Source organism: Fibrobacter sp. (assembly GCF_045112255.1).
GTDB lineage: Bacteria > Fibrobacterota > Fibrobacteria > Fibrobacterales > Fibrobacteraceae > Fibrobacter.
Window position 1 is genome coordinate 31,798 of the sequence record NZ_JBGUHR010000137.1, and the last position, 25,888, is coordinate 57,685.

Genomic DNA, 25,888 nt, shown 5'->3' on the forward strand with positions numbered 1-25,888 from the left:
ATTTCCGACGAAACGCCTAAAATCGAGGCTTTTAGGGAATCTGGCAGAAAACCTTTTTTTATCTTTGGAACATGCAAAACGAATATACAGAAGAAAAAATCAAGGGTAACCCAATCGCCCTTTTGCCCATCGCCGTTTTCTTGATACTTTATCTTGGACTCGGCATCACATTCGAATACGTACTCAAGATTCCAATGGGATTTTACAACATCCCGATTGTTGCGGCATTTTTGGTGGCCATTTTTGTGGCATGTGTGCAAAACCGCAAACTGAATTTTGACAGAAAGATGAACGTGATGGCAGGAGCACTTGGCGACAGAAACATCTTCCTGATGATTCTGATATTCCTCTGTGCAGGCATTTTCGCCGGGATTCTCGGGCGGTCAAGCGCTTCGGCAGCCGCGTACCTGCTTCTAGATTTTATTCCGGCGCAGTTTGCCGTAGTGGTGTTATTCGTCGTGGCAGCGTTTGTCTCTACCGCAATGGGGACATCCGTCGGGACAATCGCAGTCGTATCGCCGATTGCCGTCGAGGTTGCGCAAGTTGCAGGCTTCGGCGTTCCATTCTGCGTTGCAACCGTGATTGGCGGCGCCATGTTCGGAGACAACCTGAGTTTTATCTCTGATACAACAATTGCAGCAACATCAACGCAAGGCTGCAAAATGAAAGACAAATTCCATGTGAACTTTTTGATAGCCTCCCCTGCGGCGATCCTTGCCATTTTAATTATCACGGCAATTTCTTTTGCAACAGAAGCAAAGACTGTTGCAGAAAATCCATATAACCTCGTACAACTTATTCCCTACGTACTCGTCTTGGTACTTGCCCTTACTGGAATCAACGTGTTTACAGTGCTGCTGGTCGGCATTGTCGCCGCCTCCGTGATTATGGTATGCTTTGGACCTCTCGACATGATTGGACTTTTACAAAACATCGGAAACGGCATTTCCGGAATGTACGAAACGATCCTTGTAGCCGTTCTGGTGAGCGCATTGTGCGGTCTCATCCGCATTCACGGCGGTTTTGCAGCGTTACTTGACTTTATTCATAAAGTATTCAAAGGGCACCGCAGCGGGCAGGTGGGCGTAGGCCTTTTAGTAAGCGCTCTCGACATTGCAACAGCAAATAACACCGTTGCAATTGTAATGGCAGGCCCCATCGCAAAGCAAATGGGTAACGAATACAGGATCTCGCCGAAAAAGACCGCTTCGCTTTTGGACATTTTCAGCTGCGTGGTTCAAGGGATTTTGCCTTACGGCGCACAAATGCTTGTGGCGCTTGCAGCCATTTCGACTGCAATTCCAGACGCAAACATCAGCGCATTTGACGTAATCCCCTACATGTTCTACCCTTTCCTGCTTCTCGTGAGCGTTCTCATTTTCATCGCCATTTCTCCAAGAAAAAACAAGCCGCAAGAATAAAAGTAACGCCATTTTTCAGGCCCCAGCAGGCGCGCTTCATTTGTTCATTTGAGCAGTTTTTACTATATTTGCGCCCATGGATTTTGGAAGTTTCGGAAAGACTTGGTGGGCAAACAAATGGCTGAACTCGATTCTTGCGACAGCAAGCGATCAAGCTGTTTTGCAGGGACTCAAGTTCGCCGCGCGGGGCCAGGTGACAAGCATCGACATCGTCGATAACCGCGTGATTTCCGTAGTGAAAGGTCCGAATGGAGGACTCCACAACAACTACATCGTCTTCCCGAAATTTTCTAAAGAATCTTCCGAAATTTTCGTGAGCTTCTTGAAGCAACAACCTGCGGAACTTTTGGCTCTAAACAACAAGGCGTTAAGCCCGTCGCTTGAACTCTTGATGAGTAAAAGCGGACTCCAGCTTTTTGACGATCCAGCCAAAGTCAACATGGGTTGCGACTGCCGCGACGAACGCCCGTGCAAGTACCTCGTTGCCACGTTTTTGAAAATTGCAGAACAGGCAGACAAGGAGCCGAACGTTCTTTTCAAGATTCACGGACTCGACCTGGATTTTATCAAGGACTACAAGCCAGACGCGATGGAAATGGAGGCGCCCAGCGAAGCCATTCTCGTGAGGTCGTTCAGCAAAGCGACAAGACTCGTAGGCTCAAGTGCCGAAAACGCATCCGCTAACGAGAATGCCGCCGGGAATGCCGCAGAAAGTGCGGATGGTGCGATTACGGGAAGCGCCGGGGATAGCGACGAGCGCGCCGAACGCGAAGCGCAGAATGCAGCCGAACTTTCCCACGCTGAAGACGCGAGCGCAAGTTTATTTGGTGGGTATAAAGGCTCGGGCCGCGAATCGCAAAACAGCATCCCGCCAAAGCAACTGCCAACATTCGATTTCAAGAGCTGGAAAGATTACTCGCATATTCTGCCCGCGATGTTGCAAAACTTCCCCAAGTTCTGCCCCGCCGGGAATTTCCGCAAGAGTTTTACGGATGAACTAGAATCGTGCCATAAGTTCTTTACCGACTTCGATAATTTTGATGAATTCTCGGAACAGTTCCGCGTGAACAACGCGAAGACGTTCCTAATGGAAAACGAACAACTGCGACTGTTCCACAAGTCCGGATGGCATTGGAATTTCGAGCAGTCCATGGCAGACAAGGTCATCAATAGCAACCTCACCGTTACAAACGTGATGGGAGCGCTTTGCTGCCTCAGCGCCGGGAATTTTTCATGGCACCATTACTCCGTGCGTTACTTGCACTTGATGTTGCAAGTGGCATTTTATCTTGTGCGCACCGGAGCCATTTATCCGCAAGTTTTCTGGATCGGGAAAGACGTGGCGCAAATTCGCTGGCTCCCCGCCGAAATGCTCCCTGAAATTCTGTACATTGTCGCAGACCTCGAAGTCACGGCCCCGCGAGAACTCGCGTGGACAAGCAAGGAAGAATCCTTCTTTGAAATTGCGGAACCCGCCGAACACATTCTTTCGCTGTTCATCTCGCAGCTATTGAAATTCGCCCGCAAATACAAGACGCCACTCAAGACGAATCACGGCAATTTGCTTTCGTTCTTTTTCGATAGCGTTTCAGGAAAACTTGCGAACAACGCGCATGCCATTCCGGGAAAAATCCAGCAATGGCTCTCGGTGTATTCTTGCCTCGGTTGCCGCACACAGATTCTCTTCGTCTGTAGCGAAATGGACGAAGATGTGGCATTAGACGTTTTTGTACTTGATGAAGATGCTGCGAGTGCCACCGGGAATGAAGCGGGAATGCAAAATGCCGCGAGACGCACGCCGCTTTCGGAACTTTTCGAAAACAACGATTCCCGCCTGCTCTCAATTATGAGCGTACTGAACGGCATTGCCGATGGTTTCAAGCCGCTCGATGCGTACCTGGAACGCCGTGCAAGCGAATCGATTTTGATGCGAGGCACAGAACTCCTTGAATTTTTGCAGGATTGCCTCAAAAAACTACAACTGTTCGGCATCCAGACGGAAATTCCGAAGAACCTCTTGAACATCGGAAAGCCGAAGCCCAAGATGCGCTTGCAAGGCAGCATGAGCTTTGGAGCATTCACTGCCGGCGACCTGCTCGACTTTGACTGGGAAATCGCCATCGGCGATGAAAACATTTCGGCAAAGGAATTCTTGGAACTCGCTGAACAAGCGGACGGGCTTTTAAAATACAAGTCCAGTTACGTGCAAATTACCGAACAGGATTTGCAATCCATCCGCGATAAAATTGAAGGTAAGTCCAGCGCAAATTCCAAAGACGGCAAAGGCAAGAAAGCTGGTGGAAATGCTGCGGGATCTAATAACGAGAATGCCGCCGAGGGTGTCGCGACGTCCGCCGACGAAATCCTCGAAGAAGATTCCGCTCCAGAAATCACACAAGCAAAACTTGTGCAAGCATGCTTCACCGGTGAATGCGACAACATCCCGGTCGAAATGGCAAGCGATTTCAAGCAACAGTTCGATGCCTGGCGCGCCGAAACAGACATTCCGTTGCCCGAGAATTTGAACGCGACACTCCGCCCGTACCAAATGCGCGGCTACTCCTGGATGTACAAGAATCTGGAAATCGGATTCGGTTGCATTCTCGCCGATGACATGGGTCTTGGCAAGACGCTGCAAGTCATTACGTTCCTCCTCAAGATGAAACAAGAGGGCAAATTCGCGGAGAAAAAAGCCATTGTCGTGATGCCCGCCGGCCTCCTGTGCAACTGGCAAGTCGAAATCAAGAAGTTCGCACCGGAACTCACGTTCTTTGCATACCACGGCGGCCGCCGCAACTTGCAAAAGTTCAACGCCGATGTTCTGCTCACGACATACGCTACCTTCCGCAAGGACTTTGCCGAACTCGATAAAATCGAATGGCAAACAATCATCATCGACGAAGCACAAAACATCAAAAACGCCGATAGCGAACAGAGTAAATTACTCCGCCGCATGCGCGCGCCCATGAAAATCGCGATGAGCGGCACCCCTGTCGAAAACCGCCTCATGGAATTCTGGACCATCATGGATTTTGCGAACCACGGATTCTTCCCGAGCGCAAGCGAATTCCGCGAAAAATTCGAAACGCCGATTCAAAAGAACGGCAACCAGATTGTCGCCGAAACGTTCCGCAAAATCACAGCGCCGTTCATGCTGCGCCGCCTCAAGACCGACAAGAGCATCATCAGCGACCTGCCCGACAAAATCATTCAGGACGAATACGCTGAACTCACGCGCTCGCAAGCCGCCCTTTATCAAAAAACGCTTGAGCACTTTATGCAAGAGCTTGAGATGGAGCAGGCTCTCAACGAAAAGGCAAACGACGCTCACGCTTTGTTCAAACGCAAAGGCATCATCTTGCAGATGATTCTTGCCCTCAAGCAAATCTGCAATCATCCCGCGACATTCTTGAAAGGCCTTGCCGCAGACACCCCGTCCCAACGTCATCCTGACGACCATCGGGAGGAAGGATCCAGTGAAGTCTCGGGCAACGATTCCATCGCAGCCGCCCCCAAGAAATCCAGCAAGCTTGAATCCGGCAAGATGCAGATGCTCTTGGACCTCCTCACATCCATCCAAGAGCAAGGCGAAAAGACGCTCATCTTTACGCAATTTGCCGAAATGGGCCACCTGCTGAAATCAACCATTGAAAGCGAACTCGGTCTCCGCACACATTTCTATCACGGCGGTTGCACACAAACGCAGCGTTCCGAAATGATTCAGGATTTCCAGGAAAATCCTGACTGCAAAGTGCTCATTCTCTCGCTTAAGGCAGGCGGCACCGGCTTAAACCTCGTCGCCGCATCGCAAGTCATCCATTACGATTTGTGGTGGAACCCCGCCATCGAAGCACAAGCCACCGACCGCGCCTTCCGTATCGGCCAAAAGCGCAACGTCCAAGTCCACCGCTTTATCACCAAAGGCACCTTCGAAGAGAAAATCAACGCTCTCCTCGAAACCAAAAAAGCCATCGCCAACTTGACCGTGAACGCCGGTGAAACATGGCTCGCCGACATGGACGACAAGCAACTCGCCGAAGTCTTCTGCTTGGACAATACTATTGTGTAAAGCAGCGCACTTGACCTTTAGAATTTTATTTTGTAGATTATACGCAGCACTTGGTGATTAAAGCTAATGTGCTGATTTTTGCTATATCATTATCTATATCATTTCTTTTATCCCTTAGCTATATCCATTTCTAGATGAATCGGTAATCCGATTCGATTTTTCACATCAATAAAACTGATGCATTTTTTGCAACAGTTCAAAAAGGCTTTTATCAAATGAAAAAAGAAAACGAAAGTAATGATATCGTTCCAATCCATCCGCTTGTAGAAACTGGCGTAGAGAAAATAATTCAAGTAATTCGCGGAAAGCAGGTGTTACTAGACCACGACTTGGCTACGCTTTACGGAGTAGAAACTAGAATCATCAATCAAGCAGTAAAAAGAAATCCAAAGAAATTTCCTGAAAGATTTTGCTTTCAACTTGATCGGGAGGAACTTCCAAATTCTTTAATATCACAAATTGTGATTTTAAACGAAAACGGCAATAAACGAGGGCTCCACATCAAGAAAATGCCTTTCGCCTTTACCGAACAAGGAGTCGCAATGCTAGCAACAGTATTGCATAGCGATACAGCCATTTCAGCAACTATTCAAATTATGGACGCATTTGTCGCAATGCGACATTATCTAATAAACAATGCAGGGCTCATCAATCGACTTTCCAATGTAGAAGCAAAGGATTTGGAGCAAGACCAACGTTTACTCGCCCACGATCGCAAACTTGATGAGGTTTTCGAAGCAATGGATCGCGGAGAACTCAAAGCCAAAGGACTATTCTACAATAACCAGCAGTTCGATGCTTATGTTTTCGTATGCGGACTCATTCGGCAAGCAAAAAAGAGAATTGTTCTCATAGACAACTACGTAGATGAAAAGACCTTGGCAATGATGCTCAAACGAAACGAAGGCGTTTCTGTTACCATTTACACCTACAACAAAAGCAAAGTATTCGAAGTTGATTTAAGCACTTACAATGCTCAGTATGCCGACTCGCCCATTGAAATTTTACCAAGTGATGGCGTCCATGATCGTTTTTTATTTATTGATAACATAGCTTACCATTTTGGCGCATCTCTAAAAGACTTGGGTAAAAACACATTCTTCTTTTCAAAAGAAGATTTTACGCTAGAAGAAGTCTTAAAGAAATGAAAGCTAAGATTTTAAATTTATTGAAAAAGCCACAAAGATCAATATTGTAAACCTCTTTAGATAATTATATTTAAAACTGAATAACGAAAAAGTTGAGGTAAAATGCGGCGCAAGGACAGAGAAGTTTTAGGTGACGAAAACATCGCAAAGATTATTGAGCAATGCACGACTTGCCATGTCGCAATGTTTGACGATGCAAATGCAAACATGCCTTACGTGATTCCGCTGTCGTTCGGTTACAGCTTGGAATGTGGCATTCTGGAGCTGTATTTCCATTGCGCGCATGTCGGCAAAAAACTCGACTGCATCCGCAAAAATCCGAATGTTGCTTTCAGCATGTGCATTGAAAACCGCATCGAGATTTACGAAGATGTCTATTGCAAAAGCGGGCGCTTTTACGCAAGCGTTGTCGGGCAAGGTATAGCCGAAATCGTCGAAAATGTTGCTGAAAAATGCCGCGGGCTCTCGCTCTTAATGAAACGTCAAGCAGCCGGAGCGCCACAACACCCAGGTTCCGCGCATTCCCTGCAATCCGCCGCGCAATGTCCGCATTCAGCATCCGCGCACAAGTTCGAATTCACGCCCGAACAAGCCGCCACCGTGACAATATTCAAAATAACAAGCACGAATTTCACAGGAAAATCGAAAAACGACTATGCTCAAAAGTGCTAGAAAAATACTGATGTTGGCCTTGGCTTGTTCTGCCCTCTGCTGGGCGGAAGAACAAATGCTAAATCTATCCCTGCAAATCACGAAGAACTATATGGTCATCGGTGCATTCGGAGGTTTTTCAAAAAATTTTTATTACAGAGCCGCTCACGATTTATATGAGAGCCGCTACATTTCGCTTCACAAGGAATACGAAAATGATGCCGGACGTATTGTATGGGCACTTTATTCCGAAAAAAACGGCATGCCGGATAGCGTGATTGTCGATGAGAACAATGAAATCTATTCAGCCTTTGGTCGTGGCGAAGGCGGGATATGGCCGCCCCATCTGAAGCACAGACTCAAGCAGCACAGGGACGATAAAGTTGCCATCGCTCCTTTATCCATATTCGATGAAATTTTTAGGGAACTGCATAAATACCGTCATGCAGCAAGTTATGCACCGAAATATGACACAAATGATATTGTCATTGTTTTGGACCCAGATAAAATTGCAGAACCGAATGATAATAGAGAAAACTTCTTGAAGAAACTTCAATCCTATAAGCCGCTAATACAGATGATAAAAGATGCAGGGTTTACCTACATCGCCATCGCTATTACAACACATAACATTAAAGAAACTGGACTTGACTATGGTGATATCGCGATTTTGGTCCAGGATATGTACAAGACATTGGGACTGGAAACTCCACCAAAACGGGAAGGACAAGGCAAGCTTCTTCTACGCACAACAGACAAGAAATACCTTGAGGAATGCGAGAAAGCTTATCTAGAATTTAAAAATCAAAAAAAATAATTCAGCCACAATAGTTTTCGGAATTAGAATCTATTCCTTATCCTACTCCGCCCAGTGATTTCCGTTGTAATTCTTGGCAGTGTCGGCGTCCATGCCGATTTGGCGAATTAAATCTTCGATGCTCGCAAACTTCTTTTCGGGGCGCAAGAAGGCGAGCAAGTCCAGCGCTAAGTGCTGGCCGTAAATGTCTTCGCTAAAATCCAGCAAATATGCTTCGACCGCAAGGTTATGCGTTCCGGGCGTTGTCGGTTGCGTTCCGATGTTCACGACAGAACGGTAAATGCGGCCATCCGAGAGTCTTGCGCTTGCAACATACACGCCGCCTTTCGGCAAGAACTTGAACTGTTCCATCTGCACGTTGGCGGTCGGGAATCCAATCGTATGGCCAAGGCGTTTGCCAACAACAACTGTTCCAGATAAGCGATACGGGCGGCCCAGATACGTCTGCGCTCGGTCCACATCGCCATTCAAAAGAGCATTGCGCACGGCAGAAGAACTCACGCGTTCGCCCTTGTGCAGCACCATCGATAGCATCTGCGTCGAAAGTTCCGGGAACGCCGCGGTAATCGTCTCATAATTGCCCTTGCCACCAGCGCCAAAGCAATGGTCGTGCCCAAAGAACATCGAAACGACTTCGCGCTTTTCAATCAGTTCCGTGCGGACAAATTTATCAAATGGGAGTTTTGCCAATTCACTCGTGAACGGCAATACCAAAAATTCAATGCCGAGACTCTCGACGAACTCGCGTTTTTCTTCGGTCGTCGTGAGGAGCAGCGGATCGCCCGGCCCACGCAAAACGTAATTGGAATGGGGTTCAAAGCTGATGACTGTCGGCTGCAAATGGTTCACTTCCGCAACCGCCTTGAGCGTGCGAAAAAGTGCCTGATGCCCCAAATGGCACCCATCAAAATTACCCATTGTCACAGCGCGTTTCATTAATCATCACCCAAAAAGAACTTGGGGCAAATGCGACCCGGATCATAAACGCCAAGTCCAATCACAGCGCCATCTTTATCGGCGGTAAAGACAAACTTTTCCGTCCCAGGCGTCGTGCTTAAATTTTCAACAGGTGTGCGCCACGGCACCCAATTTCCTAAACGTATGGCTTTCACCTGATCGTCATTCAAGCGGACCACCGGGAAATCAAGCACCTGGTCCACAGGGAGCAAATGTTCCGGCGTGAGAGCATCCCCGCGAACAGCGCGGTCCACAGTCACATTACCAATGCGATGGCGACGGATCATCGAAACGCAGCCACACGTTCCAAGCGCACGAGCCAAATCACGACCGAGCGAACGGATGTACGTTCCCTTGCTACAATTGCATTCCAAATCAAACGTGGCAAAGCACTTGCCGGTACAGCCTTCCGTCACAAGCCCCTCGCCCACAACCTTCAGCGATTCGATATGGATGCGGCGAGGCTTGAGTTCCACATCACGGCCACGATTCGCCAAGTCGCTTGCGCGATGGCCGTCGATTTTCACAGCACTGTAATTCGGCGGAACCTGGTCAATGTCGCCAATGAACTGCGGGAGGACAGCTTCGAGGTCCGCGCGCGTCACCGATGGCTTTCCGCACTGAATTGTATTAAGTTCCACACCGGTGCAATAAGAACTGTATGGATCCTCCTTCGGAGGATGACTGATTCCAGAAAGACTCTCAACCTCGCCACTCTCGTCTCTAGTCTCTAGTCTCTCGTCTACCTTAACCACTTCCCCGTCCCATTCAAGGGTATCTGTTTCGTAGCCCAAATGAAGACGGAACGTATAGCACTTGTCCTTCGCCTCGATGTAGGGCAAAAGGCGCGTCGCACGGCCGGTGGCTGCAATGATAAGCCCGCTTGCACGCAAATCGAGCGTACCCGCATGGCCCACGCGTTTAGTACAAAAGACCCTTTTCAGAGGGAAAAGGGCCTTAAAAGATGTTTCACCTGCAATTTTGTCCAAGAGGACGAAGCCGGAAGAGGACAATTAAAGTTCCCCTTTCTGCTTCAGTTCTGCAAGGATTTCTTCAATGTGCATGGCATGTTCGAGATTTTCGTCAAGAACGAACTTGAGTTCCGGAACCTTGAAAATCTTCAAAGCCTTGCCCAAAACGCCACGGATAAAGCCGGCGGAATTGTTGAGTCCGACAAGCGTATCGCGCTTTTCTTTATCGGAACCCATCACCGAGACGAGGGCCTTTGCGTAGCTCAGGTCTTCGGTAATGTCCACACGGGTAATGCTCGCGAGAGTGCTCACGCGCGGATCCTTCAAGCCCTTCTGGATGAGCTTGGAGATTTCTTCGCGGAACTGCTCGCCTAATCTATCGGTTCTACGAGTCATTAAGCGTTTTCCTTCGCTGCGGCAGCTTCTTCAGCAGCCTTCTTTGCCTTTTCTTCAGCTTCTTCGCGGGCAACGTCTTCCAACGTACGGGCAACCTTGACTTCCTTGAAGAAGATAAGGCTATCGCCTTCCTTGATATCGTCGTAACCCTTGAGGCCGATACCGCATTCAAAGCCACGAGCGACAGACTTGACGTCGTCCTTCATGCGCTTCAAAGACTGGACCACGGTCGTACCGAGTTCGATACCGTTGCGGTAAACGCGGACATGGCTCGTGCGGTCGACTTCGCCGTCGGTAACCATACAGCCAGCGATGAGACCGACCTTCGGAACCTTGAACACCTGGCGGATTTCGGCTTCGCCAACGAGTTCTTCGCGCATGATCGGCTTGAGGAGGCCTTCCACAGCGTTCTTGATATCTTCAATGCAGTCGTAAATCACGCGGTAATTGCGGATTTCAATGCCTTCCTTCTGAGCCATTTCGCGGACAGCGAGAGACGGCATCAAGTGGAAGGAAATAATGATTGCCTGTGCGGTCGTTGCAAACAGGATATCGGATTCCGTAATCGTACCCACACCCTTGCGGATGATGTTGACGCGGACTTCCTTGTTGGTAAGCTTTTCGAGGGAAGCGGCCAAAGCTTCTGCAGAACCACCCACGTCGGCCTTGACGATGAGGTTGAGTTCGGAGAGCGTACCTTCCTTCTTTGCGTTGAAGGAGTTTTCGAGAGAGACCGTCTTGCGGGCGCGGAGATCGCGTTCACGGGCAGCCATACGGCGCTTGGAAGCAATTTCACGTGCGGTCTTTTCGTCTTCCACCACGACAAGTTCGTCACCGGCCTGCGGAGTACCGTCAAAGCCGAGCACCTGACACGGAGCAGAAGGAGGAGCTTCCTTCAACTGGGCACCACGTTCATTGAACATGGCACGGACACGGCCAGCGTAGATACCGCAAACAAACGGGTCACCCACATGGAGCGTACCGTTCTGCACGAGGATCGTAGCCATGGAACCCTTACCCACGTCGAGCTTGGATTCAACGACAGCGCCACGGGCGTGCGTATCCGGATTGGCCTTGAGTTCAAGAATTTCAGCTTCGAGAGCGAGCGTTTCGAGGAGCACATCCATGCCCTGACCCGTACGTGCAGAAACTTCGATACAGCTGGTCTGACCGCCCCACTGTTCGACTTCCACACCGCGTTCTGCGAGCTGGGCGCGAATCTTGTCCGGGTTAGCGGTCGGGAGGTCCATCTTTGTAATGGCGACGACCATCGGAACGTTTTCACGCTTTGCAAGTTCAATACATTCAACCGTCTGCGGCATGACCATGGAGTCTGCAGCCACGACGAGAACGATAACGTCAGTCACCTGGGAACCGCGAGCACGCATAGCACTGAAGGCTTCGTGACCCGGAGTATCGAGGAAGGTAACCTTGCCCTGCTTGGTGGTGACTTCGTATGCACCGATGTGCTGCGTAATGCCACCCGATTCGCCGGACACCACGTGGGTCTTACGAATCCAGTCGAGGAGAGAAGTCTTACCGTGGTCAACGTGGCCCATGACGGTAACCACCGGATGACGCGGCTGGAGATTTTCCTGAGATTCTTCCTCGATACCGAGAGCTTCTTCTTCGTATTCTTCCATCAGCTGAGCTTCGTAACCGAATTCATCAGCCAAAATCTGGATCGTTTCGAAATCAAGGCGAGCGTTGATGGTCACCATCATGCCCATTTCCATGCACTTTGCAATGACGCGTGCCGGCATCTGGTCCATGAGACCTGCGAGTTCGCCCACCGTAATAAAGTCAGAAGTCTTGAGAATCTTCTTTTCTTCACCCGAGTTGTTTTCGGAATGTTCTTTGTGATAAACTTTCTTGACCGGGTTCTTGGAAAGCGAAGCCATCACGCGGGAAACGTTCTGACGTACGGCTTCCTGCTGCTGTTCCTTCTGCATTTCCTGACGGTCTTTAGTATTGCTACGACGGTTCTTGTCGTTATTATGGCGACCATTCTGGCCCTTGCCATTGCCCTTGCCGTTCTGATTCTGGCCAAGAGCCTGGTTGTTGTTATTGGAAGCGTTGAAAGCTTCCTGCATGGAGCCACTAGAGAACCCACCGTTACGACCCGTATAACCGCGGCTACTGCTGCTGGCGTTACCACCATTCGGGCGACGGTTATTGTTGTTATTGTTGCGGTTTTCGTTACCGCCATTGTTGTTGTTCGAAAGACGGCCAAACGTACCTGTATAGCCCTGGCCATTGTTGCCATTGCCACCGCGACCGCCATTCGGACGATGGTTGTTACGAGCGGCCTGAGCCTGCTGGCGAGACTTTTCGATACGGGCAAGGATTGCAGCATCGGGCTTGAAGACCTGAGCCTTCATCGGCGGCTGCTTGAGTTCCGTAGAAGCAGACATCATAGTCGGCTGCGGAGCAGCGGGCTTTGCGACGGCCGGAGCGGCAGGCTTTACAGCCGAAGCAGGAGCAGCAGGCTTCGGTGCGGCTGGTGCAGGCGCCGGGGCGGCAGGCTTTGCCTGCGGTGCCGGGGCCGGTGCAGGAGCGGCGGGCTTAACAGCCGGAGCGGCTGGAGCAGCAGGCGCTGCAGCAGGTGCGGGAGCCGGGGCAGCAGGCTTCGGGGCCAGAGCGGCAGGAGCCACTTGAGCCGGAGCAGGAGCTGCCTGCTTCGGGGCAACTTGTGCAGGTGCCGGGGCAGCCGGTTTTACAGCAGCCGGAGCAGCGGGCTTTGCAACCTGGGGCTTCACATCCTGTTTAGCGGCAGGCTTCGGAGCTTCCTTGCGGGGACCCGGGCCTTTCTTGAGGCTCACCTTCAAGCCAAGTCTGTTCGTCGCAACCGACGTTTCCTTCTTCTTTGCAGGAGCGGAAGCGGAAGAATCAGATTCAGAAGCTGTAGGCCTCTTGAGATTCTTGTTGCGGGCATCCTGCTTCTGTTTTTCGGCAGCGGCAGCATCCTCGATTTTAGCAAAGTCTGCCATATCCAATTTGGACATATGGGTACGAACTGCAACGCCTGCATCGCGGAGCAGCTTCATCACCACATCAACCTTCAATCCATGAGCATCTGCCCAATCCTTAGGTTTCATTTGAGATTCATTCGTCATGAATAGCCTATTCAATTCCTTTTCTTATTCTTCCGTTAAACTATTTGCCCTGCGCAAAAGTTTTTAAGCGTTCACGTCCTTCTTGACAGCTGCGGCCTTAGCCTTTCTGTCTTCGTCCATACGCTTCGCTCTCATTCTTCTTTCATCCTCATAGTTCGGAGCGAGGATGTTGTTCTTGGCTTCTTCGTCCATCTGAGACCATTCCTGTTCTCCATGAACATCGAGCTTGCGATCCACCAAGCGACCAGCAAGTTCCACGTTCTGGCCACCCTTACCGATAGCCTGAGCGAGGTTTTCGTCATCCACGATGATCACGATACGGTCCGTATCCGGAACCGGGAACATCTTGAGGACAGATGCCGGAGCCAAGGAACGCTGTACGAACACGTCGAAGTTTTCGTCCCAGTGAACGATGTCGATACGTTCGTTGCCGAGTTCGCGGACGATCGTCTGAACGCGAGCACCCTTCATGCCGACGCAAGCGCCAACCGGGTCAATCTTTTCATCGCGAGAGTAAACAGCAATCTTTGCACGGCGATTCTTGGAGTCACGGGCAACAGCCTTGATTTCGACAGTGCCTTCGTAGATTTCCGGAACTTCCTGACGGAGAAGCGCCTTGAGGAAGTCGGCATTGGATCTAGACAAAATAACCTGAGCACCGCTCTTCGTGGATTCTTCCACGCGGGCAATCACAGCCTTCACAGAAGCGCCCTGAGTCAAGCGTTCGTGCGGGATCTGTTCGCGAGCCGGGAGTTCAGCTTCAATCTTGTTGCCAAGGTCAACGATGACATTACGTTGTTCCAAACGAAGCACCGTACCGTTGATGATCGTACCGATGCGGCTGCGGTAGATGTCCATGATACGCTGGCATTCGGCACTACGGATGTGCTGGGTCAAGAGCTGCTTTGCAGTCTGGATGGCCTGACGACCAAAGGAGGAGGTCGGGAGTTCCATATAAAGGCTGTCGCCTGCCTGAGCATCTTCGTTGAAGTCACGAGCTTCTTCGACGAGCATGTAGCCTTCGTCCATTTCAGCCACTTCATCGGCAGTCATGTTCGGGTCGTAGTCCGGATAGTCATCGACAACTTCGACGTTCAAGAACACATGGACTTCGTTTGTTTCCATGTCGATATCGACGTTGATCTTCTTTTCGATGTGCAGATACTTGCGGGCCGCAGAAATAAGAGCCTTCTTGAGGGCGTCCAAAATCACGGAATCATCGACACTCTTGTCTTCAACGACTTCCTTGAGTACGTCGAGCAAGTTTACTTTCGGTTCGTTCTTCATATAGTTGACCTTCCTATTTAATTTCTACTTCGACCTTGGCCGAAAGCACTTCGGACCGCGGTATGACGATTTCGCCGGCATTGCCCTTGAGCTTGAGCGTCAGATTTTCTTCGTCGGCATTCAAAAGTTCACCAGTCACTGGCTTGCCCGTCGAGCGGGTCACACGGAGCAGGCGCCCCTTGTTGCGTTCAAAATCCGCCATCGACTTGAGGGGGCGGTCTATTCCCGGAGAAGAAACTTCAAGCGTATAAGCGCCCTCGATCAACTCGGGATCCAGGTCCAGCGCATCCGAAAGGAAATGACTCACGTTCGTGCAGTCATCGATAGTTACACCTTCGGGCTTGTCGATAAAGATTCGCAATGTCTTGCGTTTGCCAGCACGGAACACATCAGCTTCCACAAGCGTAACAGATGCGGACTTGCATGCATCGGCAATGAGAGAATTCAGTTTTTCTTGGGCGACCAAATAAACCTCTTACAATAAACGGCGTTCGTATTCGGACCCGAATCCGGCTCGTTCAAGCCAAATTTGAACCCACGAACGTCAGTACACACCAAATAGAGAAATTTTTTTTGCACTAGGCAACTGATAGAGTATAAAAATGGGGCAATATGCTATATTTGTGGCATGGCTTACGTACTTCTTATCCTTATCAGTTTCGGCGGGCTTGCGCTCTGCGGTTTTTACCTCAAGAAAAATATTATCCGTATCAAGGACAAGAACAAGGACGAACCGAAAAAGTACAAGCGCATCTGGAACTACGTGCCGACCGGACTCTGGTACGGCTACCTCATCCTGTTCTTCGCTGGACTTACGATTAACAACTTGATTTTTTAAAAATTAGGTTTTAGGCAACAGGAATTAGAATTCAAAATCGCGGCGTAGCCGCCAAACTTCCAACTTCCTACTGTCTACCGTCTACTTCCTACTAATAGTACACCTTCTGCGATTCGAGCCAGCGTTCGTAGAGGAACAGCGCAATAAAGTTCTTCCCGTCGATAAACTGGTGAGCGGCTTCTTCGTAAGGCAGAACTTCCGTACGAATCCATTCGTTCTCGTCCGTGTAGGTCTGGTTCCTGCCATCCATCGCATTAAGTTCTTCACGCGTCACGCTGCGTTCAATCGCATAAAGGCGGATGCGTTCATCCAAAAGCCCGCAGCTTCCGGCAAAGCCGTCGTATTTACCCTTGTACCAGAAATCCATCAAATCAATAAGCTCTGAATCTTTCGCCTTGATTTGAGCTTCCTCTTCAAGTTCCGAGAGCGCCACCTTGCGGAAATCGCCCGACCAGTCAAGAATCCCCGCCGGAATTTCAAGCGAATCCGTTTCCGAGATTGCAAATCGCGGCTGGCGTACCAGGAGCAAATAACGCTTGCCTTCGCAATGGAGCACCACAAGCACACCCACCGCATGGCCACGCACAAGCACGATCCCATGCACAGGCTTTCCATCCGGCAAGAACGCCGTCGCATTCAGCTTGATAAACAACGGTTCATGGCGCTTGCTAAAGTAATCGACCGAAGCAAAATGCACCTTCGTGATGTTGAATTTTTTTTCAGATGCTTCAAGCCACTGCTTATAAATCTTGCTTTCGAGAATTACCGGCTTGTCTTCTTCGGCAATTTCAGCAGCAAAGGAATATTCAATCATTTTGACTCCGTCGAATCGGCCTTAAGCGTATCGTTAGCAACCGTTGCCGACTTCCAGGTTTTATACAAACTATCTATAAATTCTTTTTCTTCAGATTCAGTTACCAGGCTATCCGTGGCAAGGTTATAGACTAACCAATCTTTCCTTGTCGAAGGGCCACAGGAGAGTTCACTTTCATCCGGTTCAAAAAGTTCGCGCCCAAACACCATGTTTTGGCCAAGGATAAATCCCGTATGCGAAAATTCACTGATCTGTCCACACGAAGGAATATTCTCTATGTAATACAAACTCGTATGCCAAACCGTATCAAGGCGCTCATTCACCTTACCAAGAGCAGTAGAATCATATTCCCACTTTGCCTCCAGGCAATACGTTGAATCTTCAAAGGCACAGGCACGACGCACCGGCACAAGCACAGTATCATCAGCAATCCACTGTCCAGGATAAATAGTATCGGCAACAACGGAATCACACATATCTACACGCATGGCGCAATTTGCGCGAAGTGTACGCCAGAAAAACTTTTGCGGTGTAATCGAATCCAGTACGCGCAAAATCGAAGGGGATCCTTTCGTCCTTAACGGAAACTGCCCCGGTTCTCCAAATGCGGAATCCACAAAAATGCTAAAGGTATCCCGCACAAATTTTCCCCGGCGAAGCATAATGGAATCTAAAAGTGAATCCACATCGTTTTTCACGACAATTTCTGTAATCTTAGAAGGAATGTCCTTATCCATCAGCATCTTAAACGTCGAATCAGGACGATACATCGGAGCAGGGCAATCATCCGAATTCACCTTTATTTTCACCGTTGGTGAAATGACCAAAACTGAATCTCCAAAGGAATAGTTCAGATCAATTGACGTCAACGAGCAATTCGAAAAAGACCAGATTTGAGATAACGTAACATAAAGCGTATCCGAGATCAGGTGAATCGCCTTGCCAGAATCAAGCGACGCTTTCAGGAAATAGCCTTTACCTTCAATAGCGTATCCATTCGGCATCACATCCAGCGGACCATCGCCATCCTGTGCGCACGAAGACAAAAAGCTAGTAAACAAAGGCGCCAAAAAGAAAAGCAAGCAAAAGGGGAATTTTAGCACTGCGGATTTACGCTTCATACAGACTCACTCAAAAAGGCAGATTCTTTTTGAATATAGCAATTTGGGTTGAATCCACCGGATGCGTTGATTTATAAAAATCCTTCCAGCGCACGAACAAGCCATTTTGACGGACCGTCAAAAAGAACGTGGAGCTATCCTGTGGCGAAAGGCGTCCCACCGCATCCTTGACACCAAGCGCCTTGCCAACCGTCGGCGCCATCTTCCATGAGCCAATGCCAAACATGCGCGAAGTAATCCCGTTACCATGATTAAGCTCGACAAAATTTCCAAGCGAGTCACGCCCCGCTTCCAGCACAACACCAGGAAGCACAGGATAGATCGGAGCTTCGCCAAGTCCAGTAAAGACATCCGCAGAAAGCAGCTGTTCCATACCTTCAAAGTCAAAGTTGTCTACAATCGCAAGCGCCGACCATCCCAGAGGCACATGCGGACACGGTCCCGGGAAAAGGCATCCGGTCTTGCTTGAAACCCAGACCTTCGAAGAATCCTCGCGGGTCATATGCAAATAGACATTGCGAGTTGAATCCTCAAGCACAACAAGAAGGGCGTCGCCAAAATCTTTTTTAGAAGCGACCCAATGGATTTTGGAACCATCACTGGCCAAGTTCTTGACATAGCGCAAGAATGAATTGGGAAGCGCCAGGGAATCCGTAACAATCCAGGAACATTGCGCATATTCTTTCTTGAGTTCAAAGGGCGTTCCGTCATACGACGTGCATCCCGCAATCCATTCCTCAACCGTAGGTGCCACTGGTTCTTCATTCCCTGGAAGCGGAAGCAATTCCACTAGTTTGTGAAACCACCCATTCGTATAGGCAACCACAATCAACGTAAAGACAAGGACAATCCTTATCAGCGGGAATTTACCATGTTCCCGCGGTTTTCTTTTTTTCCCTTGATACTCAGAAAATTCTACAGCCATCGATTACAAAACTAAATAGGAAACAACAGCGACAACAACCAGCAAAAGGACAAGTACCGCAATGCAGGACCCCTTTGAAGACGACGATTCATCAACAAGCGGATTCTTATCCATGACTTTTGGGTCTACCGCCGGAGCCTGGTGAACCTGAGATTCAACTTGCGAAGCACTCGTCGGCGAAGAAGCCTCCTCTACATGCTTCACAGGTTCGTCAACAACTGCTGCCGGATTCTTTTGATCAACCGGAGTGAACGCAGCCATATCATCAACACTTCCGAAGATACGAATGAACCGTTCAAGCCCCACTTTTCTCAAGCTCTTGGCAAGCGATTCCTTATCGGCAAGAACCGCAAAGGCGCCCTTGCGCTTTGAAAGCTCCTGATGGAACTGCATAAAAGCGTTGTAGGCATCGCTATAGACAAAATCAAGGCCCGACAAGTCTACTCCTATAAACTTCGCCTTCGAATTCGCGGCAACAGCGGCACGAAAATCCGCCTTAAATGTTTCCGCGTCAAAAGCCCCAATCGGATTGAGTGGTGCCGGAAGCAAAAGAAACAAACCCACACTCTTTACATTTCCCATCTTGTAGCCCTCTATTCCAGAATTTCGTCATCCGTTTCTACAATCGCAGCTGGGCGAGCAGGCGTAACCGCAGGAGCCGAAGTTTCAGAAGTTTCCGAAGCTGAAGGAGCTGTAGGTGCCACAGGTGCGTCCGAAGACACAGATTCAGTAGCCGTCGCCTGCGCCGCAGGAACAAGCGTTTCAGCCGGAGGTTCCACCTGAGCTGTCGGAGCAACAGATTTCTGGATACTCTCTTCCACAAATTCTTCTGTAAGCAAATCTTCCGGTTCTTCAGTGACAAGTTTCCTTGCTGCGGCAGCCTTGTCCAAATGCCCCTGTTCTCTAGGCTTGTGCCCAAAGAGGTACGGGCTAAAGCTTACACTCACGCGATGCACCGGAGAAAAAACCGGATGAGATTCAAATGCATAGTCTACCACAAGGAAGTTCGCAATTGTAAGACCAGCACCCGCCGTTACACTCTTGAACGTCGTGAAGCTGCTAAGGCCAACGCGCAACTTGAGTCCAAAGTCAAAAGAAAATTCAACACCACCACGGCCACCAGAAAGCCAGTCGATAGGATTTTCCCAAATGCGCTTGCCTTTAGTATCGGTATCCAGATCCAGGTCTCTCGCTTCGCGATGGAACAAGCCTGCACTCTGCCAATAGAAATTGAACTTGCCATACAAGTATTCCACAGGTAGGCCATAGCTCAAAGCCAGATAAAATTCAGGCGCAGAATATTCAAACTCGCCTGAATCCCAGGTTGCAGCCGACGAAGTCCAACCTTTCAATAGGCCAGATACATAAAAATCGTCCTTGATCCGATAGCGGGCACTAGCATCGCCGCGGAAGCCCCAGCCACTCTGGTCCATATCGCGGTACAGCACGTGGAACGCAACACCCAAGTCCAGACGGTCCATGATGCGGCGCCCCCAAGACGCGGAAAACACCCAGTCAGCTATAGAAAGAGTATTGTAATTCGAGCCCTCAGGTAACGGTTCGCCATCCTTGATATACGGGATGTCATCCGCACCAAATCTTGAAAATGCAACCCCCAATCCCTGGTTACCAGGAATAGGAATCACCATAGATGCATAATCGTACTTGGTATCCTCGTAATAAGCCGTATGCGAGAACGAGGCCCACATATACTTAGCCTGGGAAAGCTGATACGCATTAGTCGTAAGTCCAAGATAGTCACCCTCGACAGCAAGGGTTGCCGAACCGAGCGCCGCAGAACGTGCACCAGGTTCAACATCAAGAGTCGCATTCGCCCCAACAACGCGGTCAGCGGCAAAAACCGCCGGCACAAGCGCACAGGCAAGAAAACTAATCCGAAGAGATATATTTTTTTTCAAAAAAGACATTTGGTGTCAACTAAGATAGATTATTTTTCTTTTTGACAACAGCGAAGAACAATGCTTTTAGACGAATACATCAAAAATTTCCTGTTATACCTGCAAACACAGCGCAGGTACTCCGAAAGAACGGTCGAAACCTACCGGAAATCACTCGAAAAATATATCGCATCACTGGCAGAAAACAACTCCAGTCCAAATGCAAAACAAGAAGCATTACCGCTCGAAGCCTTTTCCGAAATGAACATCAAGGCTTTTGTGTGGGACCTGAAAATCAAGCAGAAACTAGCGCCCACAAGCATCTGCGAGCATCTGGCCGCATTAAAAAGCTTTGGCAAGTACCTCGTACGTTCCATGGTATTGCAAAAAAATCCCGCAGAAGCGGTCCCCATGCCCAAGCGTCCAAAGCGTCTCGTTTCCTTTCTCGGACAGAAAGATCTCGCCGAAGAAAAATTCCCGGAACTCCCCGAGAATCCGTCATTAAAGCAAGTCCGCGCCCGCCTCCTGCTCGAACTCATTTACGGTTCGGGGCTTCGAATTTCAGAATGCCAAAGCCTCTGCTGGAATCAGTTACAGATAAAAGAAAAGCTTGTCCGCGTGATCGGTAAAGGAAACAAGGAACGCATCGTCCCCATTACGGATTCGCTCATTTCCTGGCTCGAAAAATTCAGGGCGGCAGAAATTAACGCAGGACACGCCCCAGGCGCCACGAGCTTTGTATTCCTGAGCGAAGACGGCAAACCATTTGGACTCCGCACATTGCGCAACGACATCCATGACTTGCTGCGGGAAATCGGCTGGGAAGGCAAGGCAAGCCCGCACGTACTGCGCCACAGTTTCGCCACGCACCTGCTAGAAAACGGCGCCGAAATCATGAGCGTCAAGGAAATGCTCGGACATTCAAACATTTCCACCACGCAAATCTACACGCACGTAAACGCCGAACGCTTAAAGCAAGCCTTCAAGAAAACGCATCCAAGGGCGTAGCCCTCTAGACGAAAGAACGAACCAAAGGTCCTACAGACGAAAGACGAGAGAGATTCTTTCAACTATTAGGCGCCAAAGGCGCGACTATTCATCTTTCGTCTCTCGTCTACCAGCGAAGCGATCATTCGTCTAATTAGAAGAAGCTTCCCTTAACGCCAACGGCAATCGTCCACTGCTGGCCAATATCTTTCCAGTCCGGAGCGTTCCACTTTTTCATAGGACTTTCATCGTATTCGTTCTTGGCATTAGCGCCACCCGCCTTGTCGTGAATCGGCAGCGAAAGCGCAAGGAACACCGGGAAATCCGGATTCGAGAACTCAATGCCATACACAAGCGAGAACGACCAAGCCTGGTGATCCGGATCCGGCTTCGGGTCATAGACGCCCTCCGTTTCTGAAGGAATCCAGGCCACGCCAAGCGGAACAGAGAAGTTCAAGCCGAACGACTGCACAATGCCGGTACGGCCGCGATAACCATAGGCAATCGAGCCGCCAACGGACGGAGGTGTAAATGCGCCAAGGTCATTTTCTCCATAAGGCTTAAAACGGTACTTGAAGCGATCTCCGTGTTTTTTGATATTCTTCCAGTAGCTGTCGTTAAACTCGTTTTTCCCCGAGAACAAGTGCATTGCAAACGGGTGCGTGTAGCTCAAGCTATAAAGCCAAATACCCTTGTCCGTATCACGGCTGTAATCCCATCCAAGAGTAAGCGAATAAAGGCCACTCCCTTTCTGGAAACTGCTCGGCAAGATTTCTTTTGAATTATCCGTACCACGCTTGATATCGTACTGCCCAGTCGGAATCGTGAGCGAAGCCGAAAGCGAGGCCGCACCGCCACTGCCGATCGTCTTCGAAAAGTCAAACGAGATATCACCAAGGCCACCCGTACTGCGGTCTGTCGGAGCCTGGTTACTACGGTACTGCACTTCGCCCTGATGGCTCACAAGCGGAATAGAAACGCCAAGCTTCGTATCCCAGGTCGGTTTAATCGAAAAATGCGGATTTACAGAAAGTGCCGAGAAGTTCTGCCCTACATTGTACTTCGTAAAGACCTCGGCTTCAAGATAGCCGCCAGAAACACCTTGGCCAATCCACTTAATGCCATCGCCAGAGCCACCTCCAGATCCACCCGCACCGCAACCGCCAATGGACTGCCACGGAGTCGCAGGCGCCACAGGAGAATTAAAGCCCGCATAAAAAGCAACCGCAACAAGCGCGACTAAAGAACAGCCTTCAACCAATAAATTCTTTTTCATGCCGGACCTCACGGAAGCTTAATCAAATAGGCATTGTTTGTGCCAGTCGCCAGGAACTTGCCGTCAGGAGAGCGGCCTCCAGTCATGGGCACAGGCGCAATTTCGATATTATTTCCAACCCATTCCACGGCAAGGTCAGCAGGAGCACCCGCATTCAAGCGAATCTCGCGCATCACCGTACGGCCGACAGAACCATCCTGGCTCGATGCTTCATTCAGCTTGTGCTTATTCAGCATCTGCATTTCCGAACTCTGCGGGAACTCAGCCCACAAAACAAAGAGCCGATCATTAAACTGGAACCAATGCGGCTGGGCCGGTTCAGACATCATGTCCTTCGTCAATTCAATCTTTACGGCTTTTGAATTCTCGGAGAGTTCCTGCACATAGGCTTCCCAGGTGTTTTCGCTCTTTTTCATGTTATAGACGACAAACTTTCCATCCGGCGAAATCAAAGGGCTATCAATATTCCAGTTTTCGCGGTCAGACGGCTTTTTCAGCCTAACGGCCTTGCCTCCGTTTGCATAATCGACAAACACGATTTTTCTTTGCGGATACTGTTCCCCCTCAATGTAGGTGAGGCGCACATTCTTTGTTCCAAAGAAGCCTTCAATCGTTGAATCATCGCCATCTTCAGGAGCTTCAGCCGAAGGATCAACCCACACATGCGGAGTCGCTTCTCCAATAATCTTCTTCTCATAGAACCAGAATTTTTCCTTATCCGACGTACGAACGGCAAAAATCCCGTAGTCCAGATCTTCGCAAGCCTTGCTGCCATTGACATCATAACCACGCAAAGCGACGATGTAATCAGCATGCGTACTCCATTCAGGGTCCTGGAACTCGCATTCGCCTTTGGATACATCGCGCATCAGATACCACTTCACATCGTTAGCCGTATCCGAAACCGTTAAGCGGTCATGCACACTTACTTTTTCTACGCTATAGTTAGCATCGTGCTTACCCACATTGATTTTACCGAAGTTGAGCCAGAGCATCGATGCCGGGAATTTTACAGGATCATTGCTCACAGAAGGATTGCAGGTTTGCTCTCCATCTTTTTCGTCACCATCCACCGGGTAAACCTTTCCTATTTCCGATTCCACACTGGAACCAGAATTATTCAATGATTCTGCCTCGAACGGATCGGGGGAATAACACGCCATAAGCGAAGAGGTCAAAAGACCAAGGAGTAAATGCTTCTTATTCATCAATATGCAATATAAAAAGATTTAGACTTAGAGAATCGCCCTTCTCGACCAAAGGGAGGGAATCAAGCGATATTGAGCGATAATTCCTAATTCCGAACTACTAATTCCGAATTATCCCTTACGCGCTTTTTTGAACTTTTCACGGATCAGCTGCAAATCGTGCTGATAGGGATTCCGTACAAAATCATCAAAGGCCCAAGATGTCGGATGAAAAACGCCCTTTGCGTATGTCAATAGCATGTCGAGCCACACGCCCTTGCCCGCATAAAGCTTGAACGGTCCGCGTTTATAACTTGGCAGCACCACCTTGTCCATGTCCATGTAGCCAATGTCAATGTTTACATGGCGAAGTTCAGGAGCTTCAGCCGAAGCGGTCGTAAGTTCTAGCGCATTGCTGCGTTCCTTTTCTTCAGCAATCGTCTCTGGCGGGATTTCCTTTTCAAAAGAAACGACCCCACGATAAAGGCCATCGCCCATTTCAGGCTTGTAGTAATCCGTCTTGTCAAACGCAAAGAGGCGTCCTTTATGGCGGATCGGTCCCCAAGTCTTTTCAAGAAGTTCAATTACTTTCGGATCCCATTCAGACCCTTTTTGCAACACAAACGCAATCAGTTGCGCATTTTCAGAAAATTGAGAAGCTTTCATCTTTTTAGTGCGGGAAAATCATCAAGGAAGATCGAATTATTTCCATCTGCTGGTTCGTAAACGAGGCGCCCTCATTACAGTCAACCGTCACAGGGAACATAATATTATCTAAATCTGGGCAAGCATAAATCGGATCGTTTCTCGAAATGGCGCAATTTTCACGGCAACCACTAGAAACAAAATCATAACGCCCTGACTGCTTATAAAGAGTACTCGTCAAAAAATACCTACAGAACGGAGTATCCGTCAACCCATCTTCGATGTTTGACATATCTCCCTTCAAATCACGCCGCGTTGCCGACGTATGCCTTAGCCCAAAGAAATGCCCCGTCTCGTGCACAGCAGTCATCACAATGTTATAGGACGAAAGAAGTTCCAGTTCATTCAACGACTTTCTGACATGCGTTCCTATCACAACTGAATTTTCCTTTCCGGCGCCAAGAACTCCCGAGAACAAGTGGGCAAAACCCATGATTTCATTTTCACCAATGCTATGTACTAAAATTACATTCAGCGAATTGCGAAGATTATCTTCAGGCCACCCAGCAAGTTCACTCAAAAACATATCTTCGGAACTTTCACCAGCGACCCAGGGCTTATCCGCCGGATATTTACTCCCCAACGTTGGATGTTCATGCGCATAACGCACATAAAGAGTATCAATGGTTACACCGTAATACTTTTCGCGAAAAAGATCTAGCATGTAGCGGGAAAGTTCATCGACATTCTTCCCGTCACACGTTTTTTCCATGGCACCAACAACAATCAAATTAATAGAAAAATGGTCGCTATATGTGCCAGTTCCATTAAAGCTTATATTATTGATTTTACCTTCATAATAATTTCCATCAACGCCTAGCGTCGTAAACCATATCGACATCTTGTTTTCTTCGCAAATAAAAGAATAGACATAGCGATTTCCGACAATCTCCGGCAATAAAGTACGCACCTTTTTGTAGCCAACACGTCCATCAGGATCGTTGATATCGAAAGTACGGAACAACTGCAATTCTGGGACCGGTTGTGTAGAATCTATATCAAACGATAACGTATAGGACGCTTTAGGATGAACGACAAGCATGACTCCAAGAGCGAGATTTGCCGCAGCAGAATCATTTTTCGCCATGTCGTTTGGATAAAGTTTATGAACAATCGTAAGGTTTTTCGGAGGTAACGTCACGTCACCATCTGCGCCAACGGTATCAGAACACGATGTAAAAAAGCTTGTCCACAAAAAGCAAAAAAGCCCCAAAACCCACATCTTTTTACAAACATTTTTCATAAAAAACGGACCCAAATTCTCCTCAAATGCGTGTATAAGAAACAGACACCCACTTAAAATA

Annotated in this window: 22 protein-coding genes; 7 read left to right on the forward strand and 15 right to left on the reverse strand. The window is 49.0% G+C overall.

Annotated features, from left to right (window positions below; all coding sequences use genetic code 11):
* Nucleotides 1-71: 71 nt before the first annotated feature.
* The 5 genes from ACJMM9_RS17675 (at nt 72) to ACJMM9_RS17695 (ending at nt 8,106) form a co-directional block, all read left to right on the forward strand.
* Nucleotides 72-1,421 (forward strand): Na+/H+ antiporter NhaC family protein, encoded by a 1,350-nt coding sequence (locus tag ACJMM9_RS17675; RefSeq protein ID WP_405329999.1) that lies wholly within the window; start codon nt 72-74, stop codon nt 1,419-1,421.
* A gap of 76 nt (nt 1,422-1,497) precedes the next feature.
* Nucleotides 1,498-5,490, forward strand: a complete 3,993-nt coding sequence (locus tag ACJMM9_RS17680; RefSeq protein ID WP_405330002.1) for an SNF2-related protein — start codon at nt 1,498-1,500, stop codon at nt 5,488-5,490.
* Nucleotides 5,491-5,705: 215 nt separating this feature from the next.
* Nucleotides 5,706-6,638 (forward strand): ORF6N domain-containing protein, encoded by a 933-nt coding sequence (locus ACJMM9_RS17685; protein ID WP_405330005.1) that lies wholly within the window; start codon nt 5,706-5,708, stop codon nt 6,636-6,638.
* Between the two features lie 102 nt (nt 6,639-6,740).
* On the forward strand, nt 6,741-7,310 hold the full coding sequence (locus ACJMM9_RS17690; RefSeq protein WP_405330008.1) for a pyridoxamine 5'-phosphate oxidase family protein: 570 nt from the start codon (nt 6,741-6,743) through the stop codon (nt 7,308-7,310).
* The gene (locus ACJMM9_RS17695; RefSeq protein ID WP_405330011.1) at nt 7,294-8,106 is read left to right on the forward strand and encodes a hypothetical protein; all 813 of its coding nucleotides are present in this window, start codon (nt 7,294-7,296) and stop codon (nt 8,104-8,106) included. The genes ACJMM9_RS17690 and ACJMM9_RS17695 overlap by 17 nt, the downstream gene beginning before the upstream one ends.
* Before the next feature lie 42 nt (nt 8,107-8,148).
* Here the strand turns inward: ACJMM9_RS17695 and ribF are convergent, their stop codons facing one another.
* The 6 genes from ribF to rimP all read right to left on the reverse strand — a co-directional run bounded on the left by ribF (nt 8,149) and on the right by rimP (nt 15,299).
* A complete protein-coding gene (gene ribF / locus ACJMM9_RS17700; protein WP_405330014.1) occupies nt 8,149-9,042 on the reverse strand; it encodes a riboflavin biosynthesis protein RibF in 894 nt (297 codons plus the stop codon).
* Nucleotides 9,042-10,076 (reverse strand): tRNA pseudouridine synthase B, encoded by a 1,035-nt coding sequence (locus ACJMM9_RS17705; RefSeq protein WP_405330017.1) that lies wholly within the window; start codon nt 10,074-10,076, stop codon nt 9,042-9,044. The genes ribF and ACJMM9_RS17705 overlap by 1 nt, the downstream gene beginning before the upstream one ends.
* Nucleotides 10,077-10,430: a 30S ribosome-binding factor RbfA gene (gene rbfA, locus ACJMM9_RS17710; protein WP_014546935.1), complete on the reverse strand. Its 354-nt coding sequence runs from the start codon at nt 10,428-10,430 to the stop codon at nt 10,077-10,079.
* Entirely contained in the window at nt 10,430-13,528 is a 3,099-nt protein-coding gene (gene infB / locus ACJMM9_RS17715; RefSeq protein ID WP_405330020.1) for a translation initiation factor IF-2, read from the reverse strand. The genes rbfA and infB overlap by 1 nt, the downstream gene beginning before the upstream one ends.
* Nucleotides 13,529-13,609: 81 nt before the next feature.
* Nucleotides 13,610-14,833 (reverse strand): transcription termination factor NusA, encoded by a 1,224-nt coding sequence (gene nusA, locus ACJMM9_RS17720; RefSeq protein ID WP_088639215.1) that lies wholly within the window; start codon nt 14,831-14,833, stop codon nt 13,610-13,612.
* 13 nt (nt 14,834-14,846) lie between these two features.
* Nucleotides 14,847-15,299 (reverse strand): ribosome maturation factor RimP, encoded by a 453-nt coding sequence (gene rimP / locus ACJMM9_RS17725; protein ID WP_014546932.1) that lies wholly within the window; start codon nt 15,297-15,299, stop codon nt 14,847-14,849.
* A gap of 162 nt (nt 15,300-15,461) precedes the next feature.
* Between rimP and ACJMM9_RS17730 the strand changes: the two genes are divergently transcribed.
* Complete coding sequence (locus ACJMM9_RS17730) at nt 15,462-15,671, forward strand: hypothetical protein (RefSeq protein WP_405330025.1); 210 nt, start codon at nt 15,462-15,464, stop codon at nt 15,669-15,671.
* A 91-nt stretch (nt 15,672-15,762) separates the two neighbouring features.
* Here the strand turns inward: ACJMM9_RS17730 and ACJMM9_RS17735 are convergent, their stop codons facing one another.
* The 5 genes from ACJMM9_RS17735 to ACJMM9_RS17755 all read right to left on the reverse strand — a co-directional run bounded on the left by ACJMM9_RS17735 (nt 15,763) and on the right by ACJMM9_RS17755 (nt 20,402).
* The gene (locus ACJMM9_RS17735) at nt 15,763-16,485 is read right to left on the reverse strand and encodes an NUDIX domain-containing protein (RefSeq protein WP_088639213.1); all 723 of its coding nucleotides are present in this window, start codon (nt 16,483-16,485) and stop codon (nt 15,763-15,765) included.
* Entirely contained in the window at nt 16,482-17,546 is a 1,065-nt protein-coding gene (locus ACJMM9_RS17740; RefSeq protein WP_405330028.1) for a hypothetical protein, read from the reverse strand. The genes ACJMM9_RS17735 and ACJMM9_RS17740 overlap by 4 nt, the downstream gene beginning before the upstream one ends.
* Before the next feature lie 70 nt (nt 17,547-17,616).
* Nucleotides 17,617-18,360, reverse strand: a complete 744-nt coding sequence (locus tag ACJMM9_RS17745; RefSeq protein WP_405330031.1) for a peptidase M23 — start codon at nt 18,358-18,360, stop codon at nt 17,617-17,619.
* 174 nt (nt 18,361-18,534) lie between these two features.
* Nucleotides 18,535-19,095 (reverse strand): STAS domain-containing protein, encoded by a 561-nt coding sequence (locus tag ACJMM9_RS17750; RefSeq protein ID WP_405330033.1) that lies wholly within the window; start codon nt 19,093-19,095, stop codon nt 18,535-18,537.
* 29 nt (nt 19,096-19,124) lie between these two features.
* On the reverse strand, nt 19,125-20,402 hold the full coding sequence (locus ACJMM9_RS17755) for a hypothetical protein (protein WP_405330036.1): 1,278 nt from the start codon (nt 20,400-20,402) through the stop codon (nt 19,125-19,127).
* A 108-nt stretch (nt 20,403-20,510) separates the two neighbouring features.
* On the opposite strand from ACJMM9_RS17755, the gene ACJMM9_RS17760 reads away from it, so the two are divergent.
* Nucleotides 20,511-21,437, forward strand: a complete 927-nt coding sequence (locus ACJMM9_RS17760; RefSeq protein WP_405330039.1) for a tyrosine-type recombinase/integrase — start codon at nt 20,511-20,513, stop codon at nt 21,435-21,437.
* A gap of 133 nt (nt 21,438-21,570) precedes the next feature.
* Here ACJMM9_RS17760 and ACJMM9_RS17765 read toward each other — a convergent pair whose 3' ends face one another.
* From ACJMM9_RS17765 to ACJMM9_RS17780, 4 genes are all read right to left on the reverse strand, one after another.
* A complete protein-coding gene (locus ACJMM9_RS17765) occupies nt 21,571-22,692 on the reverse strand; it encodes a hypothetical protein (RefSeq protein WP_405330042.1) in 1,122 nt (373 codons plus the stop codon).
* Nucleotides 22,693-22,700: 8 nt separating this feature from the next.
* Nucleotides 22,701-23,900 carry a hypothetical protein gene (locus ACJMM9_RS17770; RefSeq protein WP_405330045.1) on the reverse strand — a complete coding sequence of 400 codons (1,200 nt, stop codon included), beginning with the start codon at nt 23,898-23,900 and terminating at the stop codon, nt 22,701-22,703.
* Nucleotides 23,901-24,011: 111 nt separating this feature from the next.
* Nucleotides 24,012-24,545 (reverse strand): DUF4416 family protein, encoded by a 534-nt coding sequence (locus ACJMM9_RS17775; protein ID WP_405330048.1) that lies wholly within the window; start codon nt 24,543-24,545, stop codon nt 24,012-24,014.
* A gap of 4 nt (nt 24,546-24,549) precedes the next feature.
* Nucleotides 24,550-25,827: a hypothetical protein gene (locus ACJMM9_RS17780; protein ID WP_405330051.1), complete on the reverse strand. Its 1,278-nt coding sequence runs from the start codon at nt 25,825-25,827 to the stop codon at nt 24,550-24,552.
* Nucleotides 25,828-25,888: the final 61 nt, after the last annotated feature.